At 71.7% G+C, this 26946-nt stretch carries 13 protein-coding genes; 11 read left to right on the top strand and 2 right to left on the bottom strand.

Annotation, left to right across the window (positions count from 1 at the left end):
* The first annotated feature begins 47 nt into the window (after window positions 1-47).
* From WHN02_RS16420 to WHN02_RS16410, 3 genes are read left to right on the top strand one after another with little or no spacing between them, the layout of a single operon-like run.
* Window positions 48-2717 (top strand): ATP-grasp domain-containing protein, encoded by a 2670-nt coding sequence (locus WHN02_RS16420; RefSeq protein ID WP_434739621.1) that lies wholly within the window; start codon window positions 48-50, stop codon window positions 2715-2717.
* Entirely contained in the window at window positions 2714-4000 is a 1287-nt protein-coding gene (locus WHN02_RS16415) for an MFS transporter (protein ID WP_434739620.1), read from the top strand. The genes WHN02_RS16420 and WHN02_RS16415 overlap by 4 nt, the downstream gene beginning before the upstream one ends.
* A gap of 37 nt (window positions 4001-4037) precedes the next feature.
* A complete protein-coding gene (locus tag WHN02_RS16410) occupies window positions 4038-4820 on the top strand; it encodes a hypothetical protein (RefSeq protein WP_434739619.1) in 783 nt (260 codons plus the stop codon).
* A gap of 18 nt (window positions 4821-4838) precedes the next feature.
* On the opposite strand, the gene WHN02_RS16405 is transcribed toward WHN02_RS16410, so the two are convergent.
* Complete coding sequence (locus tag WHN02_RS16405; RefSeq protein WP_434739618.1) at window positions 4839-5582, bottom strand: FadR/GntR family transcriptional regulator; 744 nt, start codon at window positions 5580-5582, stop codon at window positions 4839-4841.
* A 281-nt stretch (window positions 5583-5863) separates the two neighbouring features.
* Here WHN02_RS16405 and WHN02_RS16400 point away from each other — a divergent pair, with 281 nt between their 5' ends.
* The 8 genes from WHN02_RS16400 (at window position 5864) to WHN02_RS16365 (ending at window position 24760) form a co-directional block, all read left to right on the top strand.
* Window positions 5864-7438 (top strand): alpha/beta hydrolase-fold protein, encoded by a 1575-nt coding sequence (locus tag WHN02_RS16400; protein ID WP_434739617.1) that lies wholly within the window; start codon window positions 5864-5866, stop codon window positions 7436-7438.
* A 476-nt stretch (window positions 7439-7914) separates the two neighbouring features.
* Window positions 7915-8043, top strand: coding sequence for a hypothetical protein (locus WHN02_RS16395; protein WP_434739616.1), 129 nt, complete (start codon window positions 7915-7917; stop codon window positions 8041-8043).
* A 406-nt stretch (window positions 8044-8449) separates the two neighbouring features.
* Entirely contained in the window at window positions 8450-12355 is a 3906-nt protein-coding gene (locus WHN02_RS16390; protein ID WP_434739615.1) for a hypothetical protein, read from the top strand.
* 14 nt (window positions 12356-12369) lie between these two features.
* Window positions 12370-12537, top strand: coding sequence for a hypothetical protein (locus WHN02_RS16385; RefSeq protein WP_350899846.1), 168 nt, complete (start codon window positions 12370-12372; stop codon window positions 12535-12537).
* Window positions 12534-15119, top strand: a complete 2586-nt coding sequence (locus tag WHN02_RS16380) for a LamG domain-containing protein (RefSeq protein ID WP_434739614.1) — start codon at window positions 12534-12536, stop codon at window positions 15117-15119. The genes WHN02_RS16385 and WHN02_RS16380 overlap by 4 nt, the downstream gene beginning before the upstream one ends.
* A gap of 14 nt (window positions 15120-15133) precedes the next feature.
* Window positions 15134-17383 carry a ComEC/Rec2 family competence protein gene (locus WHN02_RS16375; RefSeq protein WP_434739613.1) on the top strand — a complete coding sequence of 750 codons (2250 nt, stop codon included), beginning with the start codon at window positions 15134-15136 and terminating at the stop codon, window positions 17381-17383.
* Window positions 17384-17392: 9 nt separating this feature from the next.
* The gene (locus WHN02_RS16370) at window positions 17393-23002 is read left to right on the top strand and encodes a DUF6603 domain-containing protein (RefSeq protein WP_434739612.1); all 5610 of its coding nucleotides are present in this window, start codon (window positions 17393-17395) and stop codon (window positions 23000-23002) included.
* A 135-nt stretch (window positions 23003-23137) separates the two neighbouring features.
* On the top strand, window positions 23138-24760 hold the full coding sequence (locus WHN02_RS16365) for a cellulase family glycosylhydrolase (RefSeq protein ID WP_434739611.1): 1623 nt from the start codon (window positions 23138-23140) through the stop codon (window positions 24758-24760).
* 62 nt (window positions 24761-24822) lie between these two features.
* On the opposite strand, the gene WHN02_RS16360 is transcribed toward WHN02_RS16365, so the two are convergent.
* Window positions 24823-26640: a family 43 glycosylhydrolase gene (locus WHN02_RS16360; protein ID WP_434739610.1), complete on the bottom strand. Its 1818-nt coding sequence runs from the start codon at window positions 26638-26640 to the stop codon at window positions 24823-24825.
* Window positions 26641-26946 lie beyond the last annotated feature (306 nt).

The following is a 26946-nucleotide window of genomic DNA, read 5'->3' as shown; positions in this document are numbered from 1 at the left end:
ACCCCGCAGTCCACGAGCCCGTCGAACGTGAGCAGGAGGACCATCCCGTGAACCCCGAGGCTCCCCGCCTGATCCTGGTCGGCAGTCGACTCCAGGCGTACCGGGAGTACGCGCTGGCCGCCCTGGCCGAGACGTACGAGGTCGTCCTGGTCTCGCCCGAGGCCCCGACGTGGCAGGCGCGCTACGTCGAGACCCACCGGATCGCCGACACCACCGACGGCGCCAAGCTCTTCCCGGCCGTCTCCGACCTGCGCGGCGAGGTCGCCGACGCCGCCGTGGTCAGCTGGGACGAGTGGTCCCTTGTCGCCGTCGCCGAGGTGGCCCGACGGCTGGGCATGCGTCACCTCTGCGTCGAGGCCGCGCGGACCTGCCGGGACAAGTACGCCGCCCGTCAGGCGATGCAGGCCGCCGGGCTGCGACCGGTCCGCCACGGCCTCGCCCACGACCTCCCGGAGGCGGTCACGGTGGCCGACACGATCGGCTACCCGGTGGTGGTCAAGCCCCGGTCCCTGGGGGGCAGCTACGGGGTCACCGTCGTGGACGGGCCGCACGACCTGCCCGCCGCGTACCGGCTCGCCGCCGCCACCCGCCTGCCCGGCGTCCGCAACCCCGAGGGGGTGTTGATCGAGGAGTACCTTCCCGGTGCCGAGATCAGCGTGGAGAGCATCGTGCTCGACGGGGTGGCCGAGCCGGTCTTCGTCACCCACAAGCGGCTGGGCACCCCGCCGTACCCGGAGGAGGCCGGTCACCTGGTCGGCCCGTGGCGTCACGAACCGTGGGCCGACGAGGTGGCCACCGTGGTCCAGGACCTGCACCGGGCGGTCGGGGTGGACTGGGGGGTCACCCACACCGAGCTGCGGCTCACACCGGACGGACCCCGGCCGATCGAGATCAACGGCAGGCTCGCCGGTGACCTCATCCCGCACCTGGGCGCCCTGGCCACCGGGATCGACCTGGCCCGGGCCGCCGCGGAGATCGCCTTCACCCGGATCCCGACGATCCGGCCGACGAGGAACCGCACCGCGGAGATCCGCTTCCTGTACCCCGCCCACGGCGGGACCGTGCAGCGGGTCGACCTGCCCGACCCGGCGGACGTCCCGGGGCTGGTCGCCGCGGTGCCGCTCGCCGCGCCCGGGGACCGGATCGCGCCGCCACCGCACGCCCTGACACCGCGTACCGCCGCGCTGGTCGCGGTCGGCGACGACGCCCGCGACTGCCGCCGCACCCTGGACCGGGCGGAGGACGCGAGCCGCGTGGTAGTGGCCGCCCCGCCGCAGGACCGGCTCGGCGCGCCGTACGAGAACGCGGTGACCCGTCGGTTCCTGGACCACCAGCGGGGCACCCACCGGATGACGGTCTCCGGGGTCCGGGGCGACGACTGGTTCCGCTACGGCGCGGGCGGGGGCGAGGGACTGAACCGCCCGGTCCTGCTCGGCGCCGGGGAACTGACCCGTCTGGAGGCCGACCTGGCGGGGTTCTTCGACCTGATCGCCGGGCTGCCCCGCCGGCTCTTCGACGGCGACCTGCGCCGGTTCGCCGTCGAGGTCGGCATGTCCCCGGTCCAGACCGACCTGGTCCTGCGGGGTGCCGGACCGGCGCTGGCCCCCCTGGCCCGGGCCGACCTCTACCGGCAGACCGACGGCTTCCGGTTGATGGAACTCAACACCGGCAGCTCCCTCGGGGGCTGGCAGATGGGCATCTTCGGGCGGGCCCTGGCCCGCGACCCGGAGTTCGCCCGGTTCGCCGCCGACGAGGGGTTGACCTTCCCGGACCCGCTCGCCGAGATCGTCTCGGTGTTGCGGGCCCGCGCCCCGCACCTGGACCGGATCCACCGCCCGCTCCTGGCGATCACCGACTGGCCGGAGGGGTTCGCGAAGACCAAGTGCTGGATGGACTTCGTCGTGCCCGGCTTCACCGACCTGGGCTTCGACACGGTGGTCTGCCACCTCGACCAGTTCGACTACGTCGACGGTGAGGTCCGGCTCGACGACCGGCGGGTGGACGTGGTCTACCGGATGTTCCTGCCCGGCGAGATGCCCGACGAGCAGCGCACCTACGACCGGGTGGAGCCGCTGTTCGACGCCGTGGAGCGGGGCACGGTGGAGCTGTTCGCCCCCCTCGACAGCGAGCTGTACGGCAACAAGGGCAGCCTGGCGCTGCTCAGCGACGAACGCACCAGGCACCTGTTCACCGCCGAGGAGGCGGCTCTCGTCGACAGGCTCCTGCCGTGGACCCGGTTCCTGCGGGAGGAGCAGGTGAGCGTGGTCGACGACCGGGTGGACCTGGTGCCGTACGCGCTGGCCAACCGGGAGCAGCTGGTGCTCAAGCCGACACTGCTCTACGGCGGCGTCGGGGTGACTCCCGGCTGGACGGTCGACCAGGACGAGTGGGAGCGCCGGATCCGGGGGGCGGTGGACGGGCCGTACGTGGTGCAGCAGCGGGTGCTGCCGACCACCGAACGGTTCCGCTCCGACACCGGTCCCGGGTTCGACCGGATGGCCGTGGCGTACGGGGTCATGCTGATCGGGTCCCGGTACGCGGGCACCCTGGCCCGGGCGGTCCCGGACCCGTCGGTCGGCATCGTGAGCATGCTCAACGGCGCGCAGATCGGGTGTGTCTTCCACGTCCACGACGAGGAGACGGCCTCGACGGGTCCCGGGACCTCCGGCGGGGAACCGGTCCACGCCGACGCGCCGGTCGTGGACGCGCGGGCATGAGGAGGGCATCCCCCGACGGACTCTGGAACGACGGCCAGTTCCTGCGGTTCTGGGCCGGGGAGGCGATCTCCCAGGTGGGCGCACAGGTCACCCAGCTGGCCCTGCCCCTGACCGCGGTCCTGGTGCTGCACGCCGAGGCCTCGCAGGTGGGCCTGCTCAACGCCGCCTCGTACGCCCCGTTCCTCGTGGTCACCCTCCTGGTGGGGGTCTGGGTGGACCGGGTCCGCCGACGCCCCCTCATGATCGCGGCGAACGTCGGTCGGGGGGTGCTGGTCAGCCTGGTCCCGCTGCTGGCGGTGGCCGGTCTGCTCCGGATCGAGTTCCTCTACGTCGTGGCCCTGCTCGTCGGGACCCTCACCGTGGTCTTCGACATCGCCTACCAGTCGTACCTGCCGACCCTGGTGCGACGCGACCAACTCGTCGAGGGCAACAGCAAGTTGCAGGGCACCAGTTCCCTGGCGCAGATCGGCGGACCGGGTCTGGCCGGACTGCTGGTGCAGGTGGTGAGCGCACCGGTGGCGCTGTTCGTCAACGCCGCCTCGTACCTCGTCTCGGTGGCCACCCTGGTCGCCGTCCGACGGCCGGAGCCGGCACCGGTGCGGCCGGTGCGGTCGGTGCCCCTGCGTCGGGCCCTCGCCGAGGGGATCTCCCTGATCTTCCGCAGTCCCGTGCTGCGGGCCTGTGCCCTCCAGTCCGGTCTGTACAACCTCTGCTTCCTGTCGTTGCAGACGATCTTCGTGCTCTACGCCACCCGGGTCCTCGGGCTCGGCCCGGGGGCGATCGGTCTGATCCTGAGCGTGGGGGCGTTCGGGTCCCTGCTCGGATCCCTCGTCGCCCGCCCGGTGAAACAGCTGGTCGGGCTCGGTCCGGCGATCGTGTCGGCCCTGGTGGCGTGCTGCGCCACGCCGGTGCTCATCCCCCTGGCCCCGACCGGCGGCCCGGCCGGGACCGTCCTGATCGTGGTGACCTTCGCCCTGATGGGGGCGGGCGCGACGATGGCGAACATCCACATCATCAGCCTGCGTCAGGCGATCACCCCCGAGGAGCTGCTCGGCCGGATGAACGCCGGATACCGGCTGGTGTCCTGGGGAACCCTGCCGATCGGCGGACTGCTCGGCGGGGTGCTCGCGGACCTGGTCGGGCTGCGCCCCGCCCTCTACGTCACCGGGGTCTGCTTCCTCTCCGCCGTCGTGGTGATCGTCCGGTCCCCGGTCCGGGGGCTGACGGAACTGCCACCACCCCCGCAGACCTCACCGGTGGGACACCTCGCCGCCAATGCCTGACCGCCGCCGGTGGTCCCGACAGTCCAGAGGGGATGCCATGCCGGATCAGCAGGCCTCGCCCGCCCCGACCGGGCGGGCCGGCGTCGCGGCCGGTCCCGCCCTGGCGGGGCGCTCCGACCGTGCGGGGTCCGGCGGTCCGGTCGACCAGGTGTGGCCGGCGGCCCGGGAGGCCGGTCGGCAGACGGCGGCGGTCGCCGACCGGATCCGCGCCTTGGACAGGCTGCTGGAGGGCCGGGACCGGGTGGGGCAGCAGGTGCACCACCGGCTGGAGTACACCTTCGCGTTGCGCGGTCCCGAGCGTTTCGCCCAGGCCCTGCACCGGGTCCTGGTGGGTGCCCGGTTCCCCGACGGGCTGACCCGGACCTGCGCGGTCGCGTTCGACCCGTGGGCGGCCCGGCTGTCGGTGGAGTGCCGGTTGCCGGGACCCACCGTCATTCCCGCCGCCCGGGGTTACCGGGCCTCGACGCCGGCCGGACCGGTCCGGCCGGTGCCGAGGTCGCCGGTGGAGATCCGACACCGCTATGCCGACCTCGTCGCCCGGCTGGCGGTACGGACGCTGGCCGACGCGTTCGACGCCGCGCCGCCCAGCCTGGTGACCACAGTCGTGCTCAACGGATACGGCCCGGTTCGGGGGTCCGTGCGTGTCGACGTCGCGGAGACCACACCGGAGGGTGGCTTCCCCGGAACGGGTGTGCACCCGCTGCTGGTCAGCGCGGAGATCACCCGGACACTGTGGGACCGGACCGACGTCGACGACCCCGGTCTCGACCCGGCGTCCTGCCTGCGCCGCCTCGGCGCGGACGTGTCGTTCGGTTGGTGACCCGCGACCCCGGTCGGCTCACCGCACCCCGGCACCGCACGACGCGGTGGCACTGATCGCCTCGCGGACCTCCTCGACGAGTTCGCGCATGGCGACCTCTGCGCCTCTGGCGTCACCGGCCGCGACGCAACCGGCGACCCGGTCGTGCAGGTCCAGGGCCAAAGGCCGGGGTGGCCGTGGCATGAGTCCGTGTTCGGTCCGCCCGGCGAGCACCTCGGCGATCACGTCGGTGAGGGCGGTGAACATCTCGTTGCGACACCCGCGCAGCAGCAGGGCGTGGAACTCGACGTCGACGTCGAGGAACGCTTCGAGTGCACCGGCCTCCCCGAGCTGACGCATCCGGGCGGCCAACGCGCTGAGGCGGTCCCGGTCGGCCGTGGTCGCGTACCGGGCGGCATTGGCGGCGGCGAGTGGTTCGACGGCGATCCGCAGCTCGGTCAGGGTCCGCAGCTGGTCGGCACGGCCGGGGCCGTCGAGCCGCCAGCGGATCACCCGGGGGTCGAGCACCCGCCACCGGGCCGGCGGTTGGACCACCAGGCCGACCCGACGGCGGGACTGGACGAGGTTCAGGGCTTCGAGGATCCGCATGACCTCCCGCATCACGGTGCGGGAGACGCCGAAGCGCTGCTGCAACCGTTCCAGGGTGAGGGCGGCGCCGGGAGTGTGCTGCCCGCTGGTGATCTCCAGCCCGAGGGTGTCGAGCACCCGGTCGTGCAGCACCGGCGCGGCCGCCCGCGCCGTGTCGCGGTTCGCCTCGCCCATCAAAGATCCCCGATCCGTCGGTGTGCGCAGAGCCTAGCGCGTCGTGTGGGAGCGCTGCCGCCACCGGCGTCGACCAAAAAGGTGTCACCAATGTGTTTACAAAGATATTACCTTTGTGTGAGCATCGTGACCACCGCAGCGACATACCTCAACGAGTTCCCCGACCTGGCCGCCACCGTGCCGCCGCCCCACCCCGATCGGGCCGACTTCGCACCACCACCGGTCGCCGAACCCGCCTCCGCGCGGTCCCGGCGACCACCCGCCCTCCGAAGGGAAAGCACATGCCCGTTGCGCACACGCACCCCTCACCGACCCGCCGCTCCCGGCGGGGACTGGCCGTCGGTCTCATCGCCGGCCTGACGGCCGCCTCAGGAATCCTCGCCGCCCCCGCCGCGATCGCCGCCCCCGCCGCCGACCTGGGACCGAAGGTCGTGCAGACCAACCAGGCCCCGACCGGCCACTCGGTCACCTTCCGGTACGCGGCCCCCGCCGGAGTCGAGTCCGTCCAGATCTACGGCGAATGGTTCTTCTCCCAGGCCGAGAGCGTCACCTGTGTGGGTTGCGGTGACTCCCGGACCGGCGACCAGTGGCAGCCCGGCGACATCCTGGCCGACCCGTGGCGCGCCCTGCCGATGACCAAGGGCACCGACGGGGTGTGGACCTTCACCACCCCGCTGCCCTCCGGCACCTTCCGGTACGCCTTCGCCCACGACTGCGAAAGCCCCACCGCCAGCGGCTGCACCCTGCACCCCGACCCGGCTCGCCCGCTGGAGGTGGTGCCGCACGCCGGCGCGACCGGTGCCCAGCTCAGCCGGGTGTACGTCCCGAACAGCAAGCGCTTCCCCACCTACGACAACAGCTACCAGGCGCCCTCGCCCCGGAACAAGTCGGGCACGTTGGAGCAGCGCTGGTACACCTCGCCGCTGTCCACCAACCCGGTGGGCGAGCACGACGTCGTCGTGTACCTGCCGCACGGCTACAACCCCAACCGCTCCACCCCGTACCCGACGCTGTACCTGAGCCACGGTGGCGGCGGCAACGCCACCGACTGGACCGTGGAGGGTGTCGCCCACGAGATCCTGGAGAACGCCGTCCGCGACGGCGTCGGCCACCAGGCGGTCATCGTCTCCACCGACTTCAACGGGCTGCCCGGCGGCAACCAGGGCTACGTCAACGAACTGCGCAACAACGTGATCCCGTTCGTGGAGAAGAACTACAACGTCTCCGAGCGCGCCCAGGACCGGGCCTTCGGCGGCCTCTCCGCCGGTGGGGCCCGCGCCCTGACCCTGCTCTACGACAACACCGACCTGGTCGGCTACCACGCCGCCTGGGGCGCGGCCGACACCACGGTGACCGCGACCCCGGCCCAGATCGAGCGGATGAAGCAGGTCAGCGGCGGAATCCACGTCGGCACCGGCCTTCAGGACTGGCTGATCAACATCGCTCCGAACTCCGTCCAGCGGACCGAGAACTGGCGGGCCGCCGGTGTCGAGGTCACCGAGTACAACTTCGACGGGGTCCACGTCTGGGACGTGTGGCGTCAGATGCTCAACGACTACCTGCGGACCGTCGCGTTCCGGTCGACCACCACCAGCGTGGACGCCGAGACCATCCGGGCCGGCAACTCGCACCGCTACCGCATCGTCGCCTCCGCCGAGGTCGCGCCGGTCACCACCAGCACCGCGTCGCCCACCGGGAAGGTCGACTTCTACTCCGGTGACCGGCACCTGGGGTCCGCCAACCTGCGCAACGGTGTCGCGAAGTTCAACGGAAACGTCGCCGGTGACCTCGACCAGCCGGTGACCGCCCGCTACCAGGGCGACCGCCTCTACAACGCCTCCACCAGCGCCGGCTGACCCGACGCGCCCACGCGGCCCGTGGTGGCACCCGAACCGGGTGCCACCACGGGCCGCCGTCGTCGTCGGACCGACCACCGACAGCGCACCCCGGTACCGCCGCACCCCAGCACCCCCCGCACCCCGGCACCCCGGCACCCCGGCCGGAGGCCGCCACGTCGGACACACCACCGTAGGCACCCGAGGACCCGTGTCGACACCCTGACCCGACCTGATGTCGATTTTCACCACCACACGTCCGTCGGGTCCGGCCCGACGGCCCTCCCCGACAGGCGGTTCGCCGACCACCCCGACGGTCGGCCGTCACCCGGTCTCCGAGGGGCCGACCGAGGATCAGCGACTCGCCTGAAAGGAACGTGATCGACAGTCGTCTAGCGGACACCCGCGGACATGGCACCGACGAGGGCGTTGTGACACGGTCTTCCGGGTCACCCTTGAGTCCACAGGGGACCGTCCGACTGGGGAGTCAACCCGCCATGAGCAACCCCGGCCCGTTTGGGCAGACCCCGCACGTCCCGCCCACCCCTGCTCCCGGTTGGCAGCCGGCACTCGTCTTCGACGCCGGGCCGTTCACCCTCGCCGAAGACGCCGTCGTGACGCTCTGACCCCGATGCCGGGACGGCGTCGCTCCACATCGATTCACTGACGCGATTCCGACACCACCGGACCCTCCTATCGGCGCCCATTCTGTCGCGGTGCGGACACCGCGCGCCGAACGCTTTCCGGCCCCGTCGACAGAACTGCCTCCCAACCCCTCCACCGGCGTCGCCCGGGACCCACGAAGGAGCAGGTCAGAAGCTGTGGAGAGGGGAACCTCGCACACCTGTGGCAAACGACCGAAGGGACGGCGGTTCGGAGGATGGTGAATTCCGCCGGGAGTCGATCCGCGACGATTCGGCGGGCAGCGGCCGTTGCCGAGAACTGCGGCCCTTGGGTACGTTGTGCCACGGCCGACGCCGAATTCCCCTTCTCTCACCGTGGCAGAGTGCGACCGGCCTCATCGGAGACTCCATGATCAGTACGTTGATGGTCCCTGTCCACCTCGACGCCCTGCACTGTCCGGCCGATCGGGTCGTGGTGCGCTCCACCGCCGACTACAGCAGACTGCCCTACTTCGACGGTCAGTCCGACCGCAACGGGGACGTCGCCCAGATCAGCGAGGAGATCGTCGGCCGACCCTTCCAGGACGACACGGCGGTCCTGCAGGCGGGCGTACACCTGCACTGGGCTCTTCCGGACGCCCTGACCCGGGGCCGACAGCGTCCCGACCAGCCCGCCGGGACCGTGCGGTTCCCCGCGGTGCCCAACCGGTGGTTGGTCCGACGCGGTGCGACAGCCACCCTGCCGGCCCGCAGCTGGGTGGTCGAGAGCGACTACCTGCACCCCGACGGCACCGGCGACGCGGCGGGCGTGGCGGTCCCCTTCCCGCCCGCACCGGCGCAGGGCCGTCACCGCCCGTTCCGGTTCCTGGGCCGCGCCGTCCCGTTCGAGCTGTGGCAGGCGGGCGACACGGCCGCCGCCTACGTCGACACCCTGACCGCTGTCGGATTCGCCATGGCCGACGGGACCGGACACAGCGACCCGACCTTCGCCGCCCTCTACTCCAACTGCCACAGCGTGTTCGGGTTCCACGACGCCCAGGTCGTCGACGTCGAGGGCCTCCGCTACGACCTCGTCGGCTGGTACGACGACCCCGAACAGGACTTCCTGCGGACCGTGACCGGGACCCTCGAGGAGTACGCGGGGTGGTCGGCCACCGACGACGCGACGGTGACCCGGACGGTCTGCTACGCGAGCTGCGGCTTCACCGCACCCGTGGCCGCACCGACGGCGGGTCCGACGATCGTCACCGTCGGCAACACCGCCACCGAGGCGCTCTCCGTGGCCCTCGCCGAGACCCTCGACAGCGCCGACCGGTACCGGGTCGAGGACCAGATCGAGGCGATCCTGCTGGCCGGGCGGACCGCACACCGGCAGGTGGACGTCGACGCGAAGTTCCGCGAGGCCCGCCACGAGCGCGGGTTCACCGCCCACCCGGGGGGACGGCTGTGGACGATCGTCGACGACCGGGCCACCTCCGACCCGGTGCCCGCCGACGCGGACGCGGCGCAGGCCCGCGCCGAGGTGCCGCTCTCCCTCGCCCCTGAGCTCGCCGGCCTGCTCGCCGCCCTCAACGACGCCCAGCAGGTCCGCGACCGGACCGCCGCCGAGCTGGAGTCGCTGCGGACCCAGCTCTTCGCCGACTGGTACAAGTACCAACTCTGCCTCTACCCGCCGGACGACGACCCGGAGACCTACCCGGACGTCGACGAGGTGCGGGCCTTCCTCGAAGGGCGGAGCATGGCCCGGGTGGCCGAACTGGCCGCCGCCCTACGGCCCGAGGGCGACACCCCGGAGAGCCGGTTGCGGACGGCGTACGCGGCCACCGCCGCCGCGCTCGCCACACTCAACTCGACCGAGGCGCTCAGCGCGGCAGACACCAGGTACGCGCTGACCCCCACCCAGTCCACCCGCTACTGGCAGCCCACCGACCCGGTCGTGCACCTGTCGTGCCAGGACGCCCGGCTCAGCGACCGGCACGGCCAGGACGGGGTGCTCACCTGCCCCACAGTGCCGCAGGAGATGCTGCTCGACGTCGTCGCCGGTGAACCGAAGGCCCTCGACGTCCTCCTGGCGACGGTGCGCGACGCCGACAACTTCGCCTTCGACGACAGCGACGGCAGCCCCTGGCACCCGTTCCGACTGGAATGGGAGGTCGAGGTGTTCCCGCTGCGCACCGGCGGGAACGTCCACCCGGAGGTGGACAGCTACGACCCCGACTTCGTCACCGGCAACTTCACCCTCGACCACACCGGACCGGACCTGGTCCCCACCGGGGCCGCGCCGACGCTCGCCGCAGCCGCGGCGGTCTACAGCGGGTCGTCGCTGCTGACCCCGCACGCCGGTGAGCGGCTGCGGGGCGCGCTCGCCGAGTACCTTGCCGAGACGATCCTGCCCGACTTCTACGCCGCGACCGGCGTCACCCCCGTCGACGACCCGAGCAGCATCGCCGTGCAGCTGCGGGACTGGTACACCGCCCAGGGACCCGCCGATCCGGTCGCCGTCGCCGTCGGGGCGTACGCCCTGGTGGCCAGGATGGACTGCCTCGCCCCGTCGCTCGGCGGTTTCCACGACGCCCTGCTCATGCACCGGACAGTGCCCCAGCTGCCGATCGGCGACCCGATCGGCTTCCCCGAGGACCGGGTGTTCGCCGACGCCGTCGCCGACGCCGTCGGCATCAGCAACCGCAGCGCCCCCGAACCGCTCGACGACTTCGCCCCGATCCGCTCCGGGGCGCTGCGGCTGCTGCGCCTGCGCCTCGTCGACACGTTCGGGCAGACCCGCGACGTCGACTGCGGGCGGGTCGTCGCGGCGGAGAGCCTGACGGTGACCGGGAACCCGGACCTGGTGGCCCTGCCGCCCCGGCTGAGCCAACCGGCCCGGGTGGTGTTCCGCTGGCTGGCCGCGGACCGCGACGGCGAGACCAACGAGCACCCCGACACCGGCCCGGTCTGCGGGTGGTTCCTACCCGACCACCTCGACACCAGCGTCATGGTCTACGACAACGAGGGTCGGGCGCTCGGCTACGTCGACCAGGAGGCACAGTGGTGCCCGGCGCCGGGCGGCACCGGCGCGCAGACGGTGGACGACATCGTCAACCCGCACCTGCGGTCGACGATCACCGACGTCCTCGCCCACGGGCCGGACTTCGTCGACCAGTTCATGGACGTCCTCGACCGGGCCCTCGACAACATCGAGCCGGAGGGGGTGGACCAGCACGTCGACCTGGCCGTCCTGATCGGCCGCCCGGTCGCGCTGGTCCGCGCGGCGGTCGATCTGGAGGTGCTCGGGCTACCGGCCGTCCACCAGGGATGGAACGCGTTCCGGGGGGACCTGGGCCGGACCACCCGGGACACCGACGGCTTCACCCGGGTGGGGTTCCCGATCCGGATCGGCGCCCACGACCAACTCGACGACGGCACCATCGGCTACTGGGTCGAGGGCGATCCGACCCTGCGTACGCCGCTGTCGGTGGCCTATCCGCACCCGGCGATCCGTACCTGCGCCGACGGGCCGCTCGACGTCACGCAGGCGATCGACGCGGCCCCCCGGGTGCTGCGCCTGCTGCTCGACCCGAGGGGGAAGGTCCACGTGACCTCGGGCATCGCACCGGTCAAGGCGATCGGCGTCCCGGCCGTGCACTACGCCACGTCGATGTCCGCGATCGAGATGACCTTCCCCTGCGCACCGCTGCTGACCGACCTGTCCGGGGTGAACCTGCCGCTGCCGACGGAGCCGGGGTACCGCTGGTCGTGGCTGAGCCACACCGGTGACACCTGGTCGGAGGTGAGCACCGCCGCCGCCATCGACCGGGACGTCTTCGTCTCGGCGCTGGCCGGACGGCTGTGGGACCACCTGAGCGACCCGCACGTCGGCTGGCTGACTCCGGTGCCCGGCCGGGCCGGGACGCTGCGGGTGGCTGCCGACAACGAGCGGGCCGACGCCCTGCTCGACCCGACGATGCGGGCCATGACGGACGCGGTCGAGGCCTCCCTGACCGCGCTCGGTGACCTCCAGGTGCGCCGGGAGACGGTGTTGCCACGACTGGTCGACACCGTCGCCGTCCCGGCCTGGAACCTGCTGGTGGCCCCCGGGGTCGGCTGGCTGCTACCGCCACCGGCGGGCACCGGACGGGCCCTGGTCGGCCCGAGCGACAGCAGACCGGCCCTGACCGGTGTGCTGGCCGGAGCCGAGCCGCTCGTCGAGGTGATCCTCGACCTCGGTGCCGAACGTGTCGGCCCGGCCAGCACCACAGCCGTTCCCGCCGCCCCGCAGGTACTGCGTGCCGGCTGGCTCAAGCTGCGTCACGACGACTAGAGAAGGCGGCACGCGTGCAACGAGACATTCGACTCGACCTCACCGTCGAGGAGACGAACGTGGTGCTTGACGCACTGGGGCAGCTGCCGTACGTGCGGGTCCACCTGCTCATCGACAAGGTGCAACGGCAGGCGACCACCCAACTCCAGGCCCCCAAGGACACGACGGAGGCAGCCCAGTGACCGGGTTCGACCAAGACCTGCTGGCCCACCTGCGCCTCGACGCGCTGCTCGACGGGGCGGCGGCGGACAGCTCCACGCACGCCCGGCACGGCGTCGTCACCGGCACCCCGACTGTCGTCCCCGACGACCAGTTCGGCAGCTGCCTGCGCTTCGGCGGCACCGACTACATCCGGATCGCCGACCTGATCCCGTCCGCCGCAGGCCCCAACCCGCCCCACAGTGTCACCGGCTGGGTCCGGGTCGACAGCTACCCGGCCCGACGGGCCTGGCTGGTCAACCTGGGCCAGTCTGGCGTCGGCGCACACCACTGGCTGCTCAACCCGGGCGGGAACACCCAGCTCGGGGTCTGGAGCGGCGCGGCGGCCACCCCCAAACTGCCGCTGGGCCGGTGGATCCACCTGGCGACGGTGCACGACGGGACGTCACTCACCTGCTACGTCGACGGCGAACCGACGGGCGCTGCGCTCGCCGCGACGTTCAACTTCACCTCCTACCGCGGCGACCTGGCCCGCGCCGAGGGAAGCGAGCTGGGCTTCGACGGCCGGATGGCCGGGTTCCGGGTGTACGCGCGCGCACTCAGCGCCGCCGACGTCGGTCAGGTGATGGACGACGACCGCAGCGCGATGGCCGCGTTCCGGCGCAGCCACCCGCTCGCGTTCAGCCTGCACGACAGCGACGCCCAACCGGTCCTGGCCATCGTCGACGACCCGACCGGCACCACGATGCAGCTGGAGGTGACGAACACCGCCAGCCAGGCCGTCCGACTCTCGTCGGCTCCCACCGGCGCCGCCCACCTGGAGCTGGGTTTCCGCCCGGGGGTCCTGGCGCTCGACCCCACCGACCCGCTCACCGTCACCGGCCCGACGGGGTGGAAGTCCAGCGTCGGCACCGGTGCCGACGGCGGGACCACGGTCGCCCTGGTCGGCCCCGAGGGGACGACCGTCGCGCCGGGCACGCCGCTGCGGTTCACCCTGCGCAACATCGGCGCGGACGGCCGGGGAGGCACCCGGGGTACCCGGGTCCAGCTGCGCTACGACCGACTCACCTACGTCGACGACGTGACCCTGTTGACCGGTCGGCGGGTGCAGCATCTCAGCCTGGTCAACCGGCGGGGCCAGCAGCACATCCCCCTCCAGGTCGGGTTCGTCGGCTTCAACACCATCCTCAGCGACGGTGTCAGCTCCGCCACCCTGCGGCTGCGTCTGACCAACGTGTCGAAGCAGCCGATCCCGCTGGCCCCGAGCGGCGGCGACGCCCCCTCGGCGCTGCTGCTGTCCTTCGACAACCAGCCGGCGGACTGGGCGATGGGGACCACCGCGCAGCTCAAGAGCGTCACGGTGAGCGCCGACAAGTGGGTCGCCACGGTCCCGACCGAGCAGGGCCAGACCCTGCAGTGGCGGCTGACCACCCCGACGCAGGTGGCCCTCGGTGCCGGGGAGAGCATCCTGGTCACCCTCGCCGGGCTGATCGGCCGCCCACCGTCGGGACACGCCCGCCTCCTGCTGCACTACGAGAACATGCCGGGGTACTGGGACGGGCACCTCGCTGTGGTGATCGAGAAGGCCCCGCTGGTGTACCGGGACGTCACCCTGCCGGGCGGCACCGTCGACGCCCGGGTCGGCATCGGCGTCTCCGCACCTCAGGCGAAGCTGCACGTCGGCGGAGGCGCCATCATGCCCAGCGCGGGTACCGGCGAGCAGGCCGGCATCCTGTTCCCGAAGGATCCCGGCGGCGGGGGCTCGGACGCGGCCTGGATCCGCTACTACCCCCGCTCCGGGGAGCGGACCACGCTGGAGATCGGCACCTCCAACGACCCCGACGACCACATCGCCCTGATGTCCTCGGGCAACGTCGGGATCAACACCGTCGAGCCCGGTGGGCGCCTGCACATCGTGCACACCCCGCAGAACGGCAACGGCAACGCGCTGGTCATCGGCCCGACGACCGAGTCACACCTGCGGTTGGGTTACCACACCGACTACAGCTGGATCCAGTCGCACGGCAACCGTCCCCTGCTGATCAACCCGATCAGCAACCGGGTCGGCCTGGGGTTGGCCGACCCCACGGGCACCCTGGACATCGCCCGGGGCAGTGCCCCCGGCGGCACCCTGCAGATCCGGGGCAGCCAGCGGATCTCGCACTTCAACTACGACACCGACGAGCACACGTACCTGCGGGGCGGCAGGACCAACTCCAACGTCTACATCAACGACAGCGGCGGCAACGTCGCCGTCGGCTCCACGGACCCTCAGGGGCACCGGCTGTTCGTCAACGGCCCCGCGAAGGTCCTCGGGTTGACGGTGAACAGCGGCACCCGGTTCGGCCGGATCCAGGCGGGGCACTTCGAGGCCGGGTCGCACGGCGGCGGCGTCAAGGAAGTGCAGATCACCTTCCCGGAGCGGTTCTCCCGGACCCCGATGGTGATGGTCACCGTCCGCAACGAGGGCTACTACGCCGACACCTTCACGGCCACCGTCAAGTACGTCGACAGCGGCTACGCCAAGGTCAACATCCTGCGCGTCGACTCGCACCGTGCGCGCTGGGACCAGAACGTCCGGCTCGACTGGTTCGCCTGGGAATAGGACGGTAGCCGACAATGACCTGGACAGTGACGATCCACCACATCGACATCGGATCCATCGGAGACGCGACTGTCATCGACGCCCAGCACCCCGGCGGCCCGGGGAACCCGGCGATCCGCCGTACCGTCCTGATCGACGGCGGCAAGGGCAACGCGGCACCCATCGTCGACGGGTACCTCGCCGGGATCGGGGTCAACCAGGTCGACGTCATCATCGTCACCCACTTCGACGAGGACCACTTCTACGGCATCAGCAAGCTGTTGCGGGGCACGGCAGGCACCCCCGCCCGGTACCAGCACGCCATCCTCTACGACATGGGACGGCTGCCCGCCGACCGCGACGAGCGGGAGAAGGTCGACCAGTACAACAAGCGCCAGTACGTGCCGAGCGAGTACGCCAAGTACCGGCAGGCCATCTCCACGATGCCCGCCACCTTCCGACACGCCACGGGCCGAGTCAACAGCTTCGACATCGTCTCCTGGAACGCGGCCACCGGTGCAGCGGTGGCACCCGGGATCCTGACCCGCACCATCGACGGCGGCGGCCCGCGCAACTACCAGGTCCCCCACTGGCTCCTCGACAAGGACGTGCTCTGGGGCAACGGGGAGGACGGTCAGGGCGGCAACCCGTGGACCGTCCAGGCGGCAGCGGCCTACGCCCCCAACCGGCCGGTCCTGCGCTGCATCGCCGTCAACAAGTGGGTGTTGCAGAACGGCGGCGGCGCGGCGTACTGCTCCAACGCCTCCCCGAGCCGGGGCATGGCCCAGGGTGACGTCGCCGACACGGAGAACGCCAACGACAACGCCAAGAGCCTGGGGTTCGTCCTGGAGTTCAACAACTTCAAGTACTACGTGGCCGGCGACCTCGAAGAGCCGCAGGAGGACGGATGGGTCAACCTCAACGCCGTCGCCCCGGGTGCCCCCGTGCCGGGTGCGGTGTTCCGGTTGAACCAGACCGACACCATGGCCGACCGGGTACACGCCATGAAGGCCAGCCACCACGGCGCCCAGACCGCGTCGTCGCGCACCTTCATCACCCGGCTGCGCCCCGGTGCCGCGTTCATCTCCACCGGTCGGGGCAACAAGTTCAAGCACCCGGCGCAGCGGACCATCAACGTCCTGGACGGCTACCAGGAGATTCCCCCGCTGGCCGACGCCCAGTCCCGTAACCGGCACCCACCCACCCCACCGCCGCCTCCGGCCCGGGCCGTCCCGCACTACCTGACGGGATACCAGGACCCGGTCAACCTGCTCGCCCTCGGTGGTGACGCCTCGCAGACCGCAGGCGTCCCGGCGGCGGCCACACCGGGCGACATCCGGCTCACCGTCACCGAGGCCGAGTCGCTGCTCTCACCGCTCGGCCAGACCTACCGGGGCACCCGGGCCGCACTGGGCCACGTCATCGCCGGACTCGGCCTGGCGGCACCCGCCGCCGCGGTCCTGGACGCCGTCGCCGACGCGTCCGCGACGTACGGTGGTCCCCGCGCCGTCGCCGCCCTCCTCGGGTTACCCGCACTGCTGGCCCGTCACGCGCTGGCCGGCGCCGCGTCGATGGGCGACGACGCACTCGGCGGAGTGCCCCGCGTCGGGATCGCGAACGCCGCGGTGAACGCCGCCGCCGGCGGTGGCGGCGCGGCGGCGGTCACCGCGGCGATCAACGTGTTCGGCACCCGGATCGCCGGCTTCGGCGCCGGTGCCGCCGCCGCGATCACCGCCGCGGTGACCGCCCCGGCCGCCGGGCTGGCCGCCGCTGTGGTCGCCGACGCCACCGGAGCCGGTGCCACTGCCGGTGCGGCTGCCGCCGCCGGAGCGGCAGCCGCCTCGGTCTTCGCCGAGACCGGACTACGCGACGACGCCGCCTACGCCGCCGCAACCGCCCTGTACACCGTCGGACAGGGGGCGACACCGGCCCAGGCCGCCGCGATCACCGCGGCGATCATGGTGACCGTCGCTGACGCCCGGGCCGAACAGGCGGTCCGGATCGTCGTCAGTGCCGCCCGACACGTGGTGCTCCCGGCGCAGCTCACCATCGCCCAGGCCGCCCAGGCAGGCGCGGTGGCCAGCGCCGCGTACTACCTGGGTGTACCCGTCGAGGTCGAACTCGCCGTCCGCGGGGCGCTGGTCGCGGGCGGAGTCGGTGCAGCGAACGCGGCCGCCCACGCCGCCGCCGCACGGAACACCGCCACCCTCCACCCGAGCAACACACTGTTCACCCTGTCGTACGCCAGCGTCAACGGGGCCCAGATCGTTCCGCACGCCGACTGAAGGAATCCGATGACGACGTTGCACGACCTCCAGGCGAGGTACGAGTCGGCCACCACGGACGGCGTCCTCGACCTGACCGCCGACAACTGCGGCGTACCGACCCTGGCGGCGTTCCTCACCACCCTGCCGCAGCAACGGATACCGCTCGCCGACCCGCAGATCGACCTGACCGGGGACAGCCTCGTCGTCGCCGCCACCGTCACCGACACCTGGCCGGTCGGCAATTCCGGCCGTACGCTGCAACTCTCCACCGTGTCGATCACCGTCACCCGCCCGGCGGACCCTGTCGCACAGCTGCACGTCGCCGGCACGCTCACCGTCGGCACGGCGACCGTCGAGGTCGCCGGCGACCTGGACGCGACCACCAACCGGATCAGTGTCGCCCGCTCCCCCGGCCTGCCCGCCACCGTGTCGCTGGTGGAGCTGGCCGACTACGTCAGCGGCAACCGGCTCGGCCCGTTCCTTCCCGTCGGTACCGCCGTCTTCGACGCCGTACCGCTGTCGGAGCTGCGGGCGTCGTTCGGGTACGAACGGTCCACTCTCACCGAGCTGACCATCGGTTCGACAGTGGACGGGGCTGCCCGGTGGTCGATCGTCGACGGCCTGGCCGACCTCACCGGGCTCGGCGTCGACCTCACCAGTCAGACCGGTTACCGCGACGGCGGGTACCGGGAGCACCTCGGTGGCGCCCTGCGCGCCACGCTGCGGCTGGACGGTCACGACTTCCGGGTCCGGCTGGCCCTGCAGTCACCGACCTCCTGGGAGGTGGAGGTCGTCCCCGCCGACGGCAACATCCTGCCCGGCCTCACCGCGCTCGCCGGGCTCGTCGGCGGGGACGCGCTCGGCAGTGAACTCCAGCAGGGGCTCAGCCGACTCGGGTTGACGGCGCTCACCCTCGACGGGGTGCGGATCGGCGTCGACCTGACCGCCCGCACCATCCGCCGGGTCGCCGTCGCCACTCGGATCACCGTCGACGGCACCGCCTTCGCCGTCGTGTTGGCCCTGCCCACCCTGACCCTGCACGGTGGGCTGGCACCCGGTCACAGCCTGCACCTCAAGGACCTGGTCGGCCGCTACTTCCCAGGCGCCGACGCCTTCCCCGCGATCGACGTCACCCAGCTCCAGGTCTCCGCGGTGCCGGGTGCGGGCCGCTACGACCTCGCCGCCCGGATCGTCGGGGACTGGTCACTCGACGTCGGCCCGCTGGCCCTCGGGTTCCGGGAGTTCGCATTCGAGATCACCAAGGACGCCGACGGGGTCACCGGCGAGATCGAGGGCTGGTTCAGCCTGTTCGACGCCGACTTCCACGCCGTCGCCGCCCACCCCGACAGCGGGGGCTGGCAGTTCACCTGCAACAGCGTTCCCGGACACGCCCTCACCGTCACGGCGATCCACGACCACCTGGTCGAGAAGTACCAGGTCGACGCGACCCTCCCGGCCGCGCTCGCGGGCCTCGCGCTGACCCGGGTCGACATCTGGTTCGACACCGCCACCGGCACGTTCGCCCTCACCTGCGCCGCCCGGTTCCCCGTCGAGGACCGCACCGTCGACCTCGACGTCACCATCCGGATGGAACGCTCCGGCACCACCTGGCGCAAGTCCTTCAGCGGGGAGATGACCGTCGCCGGCCTCGTCTTCGACGTCCGGTTCGTCCAGGACCAGGCCTCGACGGTGCTGGTGGCCACCTACGCCCACACCGGCCCCGCGACTCCCCTGGTGGTCCGCGACCTGGTCGCCGCCGTGTCGACCCCGCTGTCCCACGCCGTACCACCGGGGCTCACCATCGACCTGCGGGACGTGCTGCTCGCCGTCAGCCACACCGACACCGGCAACGGGGTCCTGCTCGGCCTGGACCTCGGGGTCGACGTGGGCCTGACCAGCCTGCCGCTGGTCGGTTCCCGGTTCCCGGCCGACCACTCCGTCGGGGTGGACAGTCTGCGGATCGTCGCCGCCAGCCGCGCCTTCACCAGCGCCGAGACCACCGCCGTCGACGCGCTGCTGCCCGCCGTCGTACCGGCCCTGCCGGTCGGACCGGACGGCGTCGACACCGGTGTCACAGTCGCCGCGCGTCTGTCACTGGGCACCGGTGACGCCCGGACCGTGTCCCTGCCGGTGGCCACCGACCCACCCACCACCACCGGCGGTACGGTCGCCGCACCGACCACCGCAGCCGCACCAGCGAGTACGACGTGGCTGGACGTGCAGCGCTCGTTCGGTCCGGTGCACCTCGGGCGGGTGGGGTTCAGCTACACCGACGGGGCCGTCCGGTTCCTGCTCGACGCGGCGCTCACCGCCGCCGGGTTGACCCTCTCGCTCGACGGACTGAGCCTCGGCTCCCCGATCGACCACTTCGACCCCGTCTTCGACCTGAGCGGACTCGGCGTCGACTACCGCAACGGACCGGTGGAGATCGGCGGTGCCCTGCTGCGCACCACCGTCACCCCGACCGACGGCCCGCCCTACGACGAGTACGACGGGGCGGCCCTGATCCGCACCGCCACCCTGAACCTCGCCGCCCTCGGCGGGTACGTGAACCTCGACGGTGAGCCGTCGATGTTCGTCTACGCCGTACTCGACAAGGTCCTCGGCGGGCCGCCGTTCCTCACGGTCACCGGCCTGGCCGCCGGGTTCGGGTACAACCGCGGCCTGGTCGTACCGCCGATCGAACGGGTCGCCGAGTTCCCGCTGATCGCCGCCGCCACCAGCCCCGCACCGGTCACCGGGGCCGCCGACCCGCGCGAACTCATCCGGACCACCCTGGACGGCCTGCGGACCTGGATCCCGCCGACCGCCGGCAGTGTCTTCCTCACCGCCGGGATCCGGTTCAGCTCCTTCCAGATGATCGACTCGTTCGCCCTCCTCGTCGCGAGCTTCGGCGACCGGTTCGAACTCGACCTGCTGGGCCTGTCCACCCTCGTCACCCCCCGACCGGAGCCCAGCGGACCGGCGGTCGCCCCGCTGGCCCAGATCCAACTCGCCCTCCGCGCCAGCTTCGTACCCAGCGAGGGCACCCTCAGCGTCCGCGCCCAACTCACCTCGACGTCGTACGTCTTCTCCCCCGACTGCCACCTCACCGGTGGCTTCGCGTTCAGCACCTGGTTCGCGGGGGACCACGCCGGCGACTTCGTGCTCACCGCAGGCGGCTACCACCCTCAGTACCACCCACCGGCCCACTACCCGCAGGTGCCCCGGCTCGGATTCAACTGGCAGGTCGACCCGCACCTGGGGGTGAAGGGCGACGGCTACTACGCGCTGACCCCGGGTGCCCTGATGGCCGGTGGGCACCTCGCTGTCGTCTGGCAGAGCGACAACCTCCGCGCCAGCTTCACCGCCGGCATCGACTGTCTGATCGCCTGGAAGCCGTACCACTACGACGCCCGCGCCTACGTCGACTTCGCCGTCTCCTACACGTTCCACCTGTTCGGCACCCACCACATCACCGCCGACATCGGTGCCGACCTGCACATCTGGGGGCCGGACTTCAGCGGTACCGCCCACATCAAGCTCGCTGTCGTCTCCTTCGACATCACCTTCGGCGCCGGGGCCAACCCACAGCCGGCGCCCCTGGACTGGCAGGCGTTCCGCCAGTCGTTCCTGCCGACCGGCGAGCTGTGCTCGGTGGCCGTCAGCGGCGGGCTGCTGCGCAAGACCACCGCCGTCGCGACCGACCTGGGCCTGGTCGACCCGCAACGCCTGGTGATCCGGACCGGGACCGTCGTGCCGAGCACCGCCGCGACGGTGGGGACCACCCCCCTGACCGGTGCCCACGCCCCGATCACCGTCGGCCCGATGGGGTTGGCCGCCCCCGGACGACCCGGCACCCACCTGAACAGCACGACGACCGTCACGGTCACCCGGGGCACCGAGTCGATGGAGCGGCATTTCACCCTCACCCCGGTCCTGGCCGACGTGCCGGCAGCCCTGTGGGCGGTCCCCGCAGGCTCCGTCGACGGGCCGACGCTCGTACCGGACGCCCTGGTGGGATTCGAGATCCGCCCCCGCCTCGACCCGATCCACGGCACCGACGAGGCCACCGTCGGGAACCTGCGACTGTTCCAGTACCACCTGCCGGCGGTTCCCGGTGGCAGGTACCGGGTGTCAGTCACCCAGGACGTCACCACCGACGAGCCGACCTCGGTGCCGGCCGCGCACCGGAAGATCACGCCGCAGCGGTTCACCGGCGTCGGCGAGTTCACCGTCACCGGCGTACGACCCACCTTCGGTACCGACGAGATCTACGCGGTGTACCCCCCGGACGGCGGTACCGGTGACTACTCCGCCGACCTGCCGCACGTCATCCTCAACCACAGCACCCTGCCCTGGCAGGAGAACGCCGACCCCGACCGGGACGACCTGCCGTGGCTGGCCCTGCTGCTGTTCGACGAGACCGACCTGCCCACCCCCCACCTGGCGGACGTCGACGGCGAGAAGGCCACCGTCATCTCCGTACCGGTCGGGCTGCTGCCCGCCCAGGACACCGCCCGACGGGACCTCGCCCTGCTCACCCACGTCCGGCGGGACGTCGACGGCACCGAACGCGCCGTGGTGATCGGCAACCGGTTGCCCCGCGAGGGTGCCACCCACGTGGCGCATCTCGTCTCCGTCCGCCACCGGTACGGGTCCGCCGGACCGGTGGACACCGGCACCGTCGACGTGGTCACCGTCGCGAGTTGGCGGTTCACCTCGACCAGCGACGGTACGGACCTGGCCGCCCTGCTGGGGCGGCTGGCCGACGGCAGCGCCCCGGTGCCCGCGCCGGTCGTACCGGCCGGTTACCGCAGTCCGCTCGTCGCGCAGGCCCGCACCGACCGGCCGACACTGCCCGCCACCGCTCTCGCCGACCCCACCTTCGGTGCCGCCTGGCAGCTCGGTCGGCTCCTCGGGCTGCGGAGCAAGCCGTACGCGGCGGCGCTGTACCGGTGGAAGCGGCTGCGGGCGCAGCGGCGCAAGAGCGGCGTGGACACGCTGCCCGACCTGCCCTCCGTCGTCACCGGGTTCCTCGACGACCTGGCGTTGCTCAAGGGGGTGCCGTTCAACCACCTGGTGCCCGAGGAGACCATGATCCCGGTGGAGTCGCTGCGGTTCTTCTCGCTGTACGAGGGCTGGCTCGCCGCCCTGCTCGACGGGGCGGCGAGCATCGGACGGGTCACCCCGGCGGACCGGCGGTCGGACGTCCACCTCGCCGCGGACCTGATCGCCGTCGGTGGCCTCGCCCCGTGGACCCGCCAGGTGCTGGCCCCCGCCGACGGCCCCGGTGCGAGTGGCTTCCTGCTGCGCTCCCACGTCGTCGCCGGATGGCCGGACCTGCGGATCACCGCCCGGGACGGGTCCGACGCGACGTTGGATCCGATCCGGACCGACCTGCTCTCGGCGGACATGATGCTGTGTGTGTTCTCCGGCGACCTCGCCTCGGTGACCATCGGCCAGCCCGAGCACACCCTGCACTTCGGACTGGGCGAGGCGGCCCTCCCGTGGCGCACCGGCAACCGGGTGGTGGACGTGACGGCGCTGGCCGGGGACCGGATCGGTGCGACGGCTGCCGGTCAGGGCGCGTCGGCGCGGCTCGCCGCCCGTCTCATCGCCGAAGCCCCGGAGGTCACCGTCGAGCGTCACCCGTGAGGACCCCCACCCGGACATCCATCGGCGTCACCGGATTGCCGGGTGCCACCTGCGGGTTGACCGAACTGTAAATCTTCCTTAACGTTCTGGTGCCACGCGTGTCTGCAGCTGCCCCACCACAGCAGAGGAAGTGGAATGTCCAGACTGCGTACGACAGCGGCCGGGCTCGTCGCCGCCGTGCTCGCCCTCGTCGGCACCCTGGTGACGGCACCCGGTGCCCACGCCGCGACCGCCGCCTTCGTCAAGGTCCAGGAGTGGAGCGGGGGCTACGAGGCCCGCTTCACCGTCCGCAACGACACCCCGACCACGATCACCTCCTGGCGGGTCGAGTTCGACCTGCCCGCCGGTTCGACCATCGGCAGCCACTGGGAGGCGCTGCTGACCAGCAACGGCAACCGGCACACCTTCACCAACCGGTCCTGGAACGCGACGCTGACCGCCGGTGCCTCCACCGCCTTCGGGTTCATCGTCAACGGCAACGGGACGCCCACCAACTGCACCGTCAACGGTGGGTCCTGCGCCGGCGGTACGGACTCCCGGGCACCGAGCGTGCCGGGCAACCTGCGGGCCACCGCCACGACCTCGTCGAGCGTGTCGTTGGCCTGGAACGCCTCCACCGACAACGTCGGCGTCACCGGTTACGACGTGTACCGGGGCGGCACCCTCGCCACCACGGTCACCGGCACCACCGCCACCGTCGGCGGCCTGAGCCCGGCGACCGGCTACGGTTTCACGGTGCGCGCCCGTGACGCGGCCGGCAACGCCTCGGCCCAGACCGCTCCGCTGACCGTCACCACCGCCCCCGGCACCGGCGTCGGCGGCACCCCCGCCGCCGTCAACGGTCAACTGCGGGTCTGCGGCAACCAGCTCTGCAACAGGTACGGCCGCCCCATCCAGCTGCGGGGCATGAGCACCCACGGCATCCAGTGGTACTCGCAGTGCGTCAACGACGCCTCGCTCGACGCCCTCGCCACCGACTGGCGCGCCGACGTCCTGCGGATCTCGATGTACATCCAGGAGGACGGGTACGAGACCAACCCGCGCCTGTTCACCGACCGGGTGCACGACTACATCGAACGGGCCACCGCCCGGGGGATGTACGCCATCGTCGACTGGCACATGCTCACTCCCGGCGACCCGAACCACAACCTGGCGCGGGCGCGTACCTTCTTCACCGAGATCGCCCAGCGGCACAAGGACAAGACCAACATCCTGTACGAGGTCGCCAACGAGCCCAACGGGGTGAGCTGGTCGTCGATCAAGAGCTACGCCGAGCAGATCATCCCGGTGATCCGGGCGCAGGACCCGGACGGCGTGGTGCTGGTCGGGACCCGGGCCTGGTCCTCCCTCGGCCTCTCCGAGGGCTCCTCGGAGACCGAGATCGTCAACAACCCGGTCAACGCGACGAACATCATGTACACCTTCCACTTCTACGCCGCCTCGCACGGGACCACGTACCTGAACGCGCTCTCCCGCGCGGCCGACCGGCTACCGATCTTCGTCACCGAGTTCGGCACCCAGACCTCCTCCGGGGACGGGGCGAACGACTTCACCCGCGCCCAGCAGTACCTGGACCTGATGGCGACGAAGAAGATCAGTTGGGTCAACTGGAACTGGTCCGACGACTTCCGCAGTGGTGCCGTCTTCAACACCGGCACCTGCGGCGGCAGCACGTACGCCGGGACCGGGGTCCTCAAGCCGGCCGGGGTCTGGATCCGTGACCGGATCCGTACGCCGGACGACTTCCCGACGAACTGACGATTCCCGGACCAGCGGCCGGGGGTGGGTGTGCCCGCCCCCGGCCGCTCGCCGTCCGGGCCTCAGGCCCGGGACCACTGCATGCTCGTCGCGGAGCCGCAGGTCCGCTGCTCCAGGGCGGCACCGGCGGCGGTCGACCCGCCGACCACGTTCAGGCACTTGTTGCTGTTGAGGTTGACCAGGTTGTGGTAGCCGTTGCCGACCGCCCGCCAGGTGAAGACCTGGTTGGCGCCTCCGTGGCAGGTGTACTGCACGACCTGGGCCCCGTCGGCGGTGGAGAAGTTCAGGACGTCGGCGCACTTGCCGCTGTGCACGCTCTGCAGGGTGACGTCGCCGTTGCCGGCGTCGGTGAACCGCCACTGCTGCCAGGGGTTGCCGTTGGCGGTCCACTGCCCGATGACCGCCAGGTCCTGGGTGTTGGGTGACTGCACGTCGAGCACCTGACCGCTGTTGCGGTTGGTGACCCGGTAGGAGGTGGGTGCCGGGTTGGTGCCGCCGGTGAACTGCCACCAGTTCAGGTTGAACAGGTTCCCGCTGCCTCCGGTGAAACGCAGGTAGAGGTCACGGGTGCCGGTGGCCCCGGCGACCCCGCAGGAGGTGGTGGTCCAGTTCTGCCAGCCACCGGTCCCGGCGACCCGGCAGGTGCCGACCAGGGGGCCGGTGGGGCTGTCCAGGCGCAGCTCGATGGCGCCGCCGGAGGCGGCGGAGGCGGTCCGGGCGGTGAAGGAGCCGGCCCCGGTGCCGAAGGCCACCCCCTTGACCTTGATGTAGTCGCCGTTGCCGATGAACGCCACGGCCATGCCGCCCTCGCTCGCGGGTTCGGTCTCGATCCCCTGCCCCCAGGCGATGGTCTCGGCCTCCTGGCGGACGTACGGGTCGAGGGTGCCGACCTGCGGTGCCCCCTGGGTGGTCATGTTCATCTGGGGGATGGTGCCGTTGCTGTTGTAGGTGAACTTCTCCACGGCCACCGAGCGGGTGTAGCCGCTGCCACCGGGAAGGGCTCCGTTGTGGTAGAAAAAGTACGATCCGCCCTGGTAGTCGATGATCCCGGGGTGGTTGGTGAAGCTGGCCCCCTGGCGGGGCATGACGGTGCCCCGGTAGGTCCAGGGTCCGGTCGGCCCCGGGGCGGTGGAGTAGCCGATGAACTCGGAGCAGCACTCGGCGGCGAAGACGTTGTAGTAGGTGCCGTTGCGCTTGTAGACCCAGGGCCCCTCCTCGTAGAGGGTGGGCCGGCTCGGGTTGCCGGTACGGGTGCCGAACCCGGCGGTGGTCAGCGGGATCTGGGTGGGGCTCCCCGAGAACGAGATCATGTCGGGGTTCAGTCGGACGTACCAGAGGTTCGGGTTTCCCCAGTAGAGGTACGCCTGCCCGTCGTCGTCGACGAAGGCGTGCGGGTCGATCTCACCGTTGCCGACCAGGGGTCGCCCGAGGGCGTCACGGAAGGGGCCGGTGGGGCTGTCGGCGACGGCGACACCGATGACCATGCCGCCGCCGCGTTGGCGGACGGGGACGTACCAGTAGAACTTCCCGTTTCGGGGGACGACGTGTCCGGCCCAGGCGTTGGCGTCGGCCCAGGCGAAGGTGGCGAGGTTCATCGGAACCCCGTGGTCGGTCCAGTTGACCATGTCCGTGGAGGAGAAGACCCGCCACTCCCGCATGGTGAAGTAGGTGGAGCCGTCCTCGTCACGTCCGGTGTAGAGGTAGACCCGGCCGTCGTGCACCAGCGGTGCCGGATCGGCTGTGTAGACGTGCTGGACGATCGGGTTGTCCGCCCGCGCCGGGCTGCCGGGCAGCAGGGTCACGATCAGGATCAGGCTCACGAGCCAGGCGACGCCGCGCCTGAGTCGGGCCGTGACCCCCGGTGCGCGTACGACTGTCATGTCGTCTCCCGGTGGTGGTAGGGGGCACTCCCTTCCACTGTGATCGTTCACATCGACATCGGTCAAGCCCCTTCCCCGACACCCCCACACCACCTCGACACCTCCACCACCACCGGGAGGTCACCTTCCCCGCCACCGGTCGAGTCGGAGAAGATCGGTCGTTGAACCGGCCGAAACCCTGGTGTAACATCGGCTCCCATCAATGACTGTGGTCGCAGTCTCCTCACCTCCGCGCGGGATGGTGCACTGCGGCAAGTGATGTTAGCGCTCACAATAGAGCGATACCGGGTCGCCGGCCCGGGCCGG

It is taken from the genome of Micromonospora sp. SH-82 (assembly GCF_051132485.1).
GTDB lineage: Bacteria > Actinomycetota > Actinomycetes > Mycobacteriales > Micromonosporaceae > Micromonospora.
The sequence above is the reverse complement of the archived record's forward strand: the minus strand, read 5'-3'. Positions and strand labels throughout refer to the sequence as shown.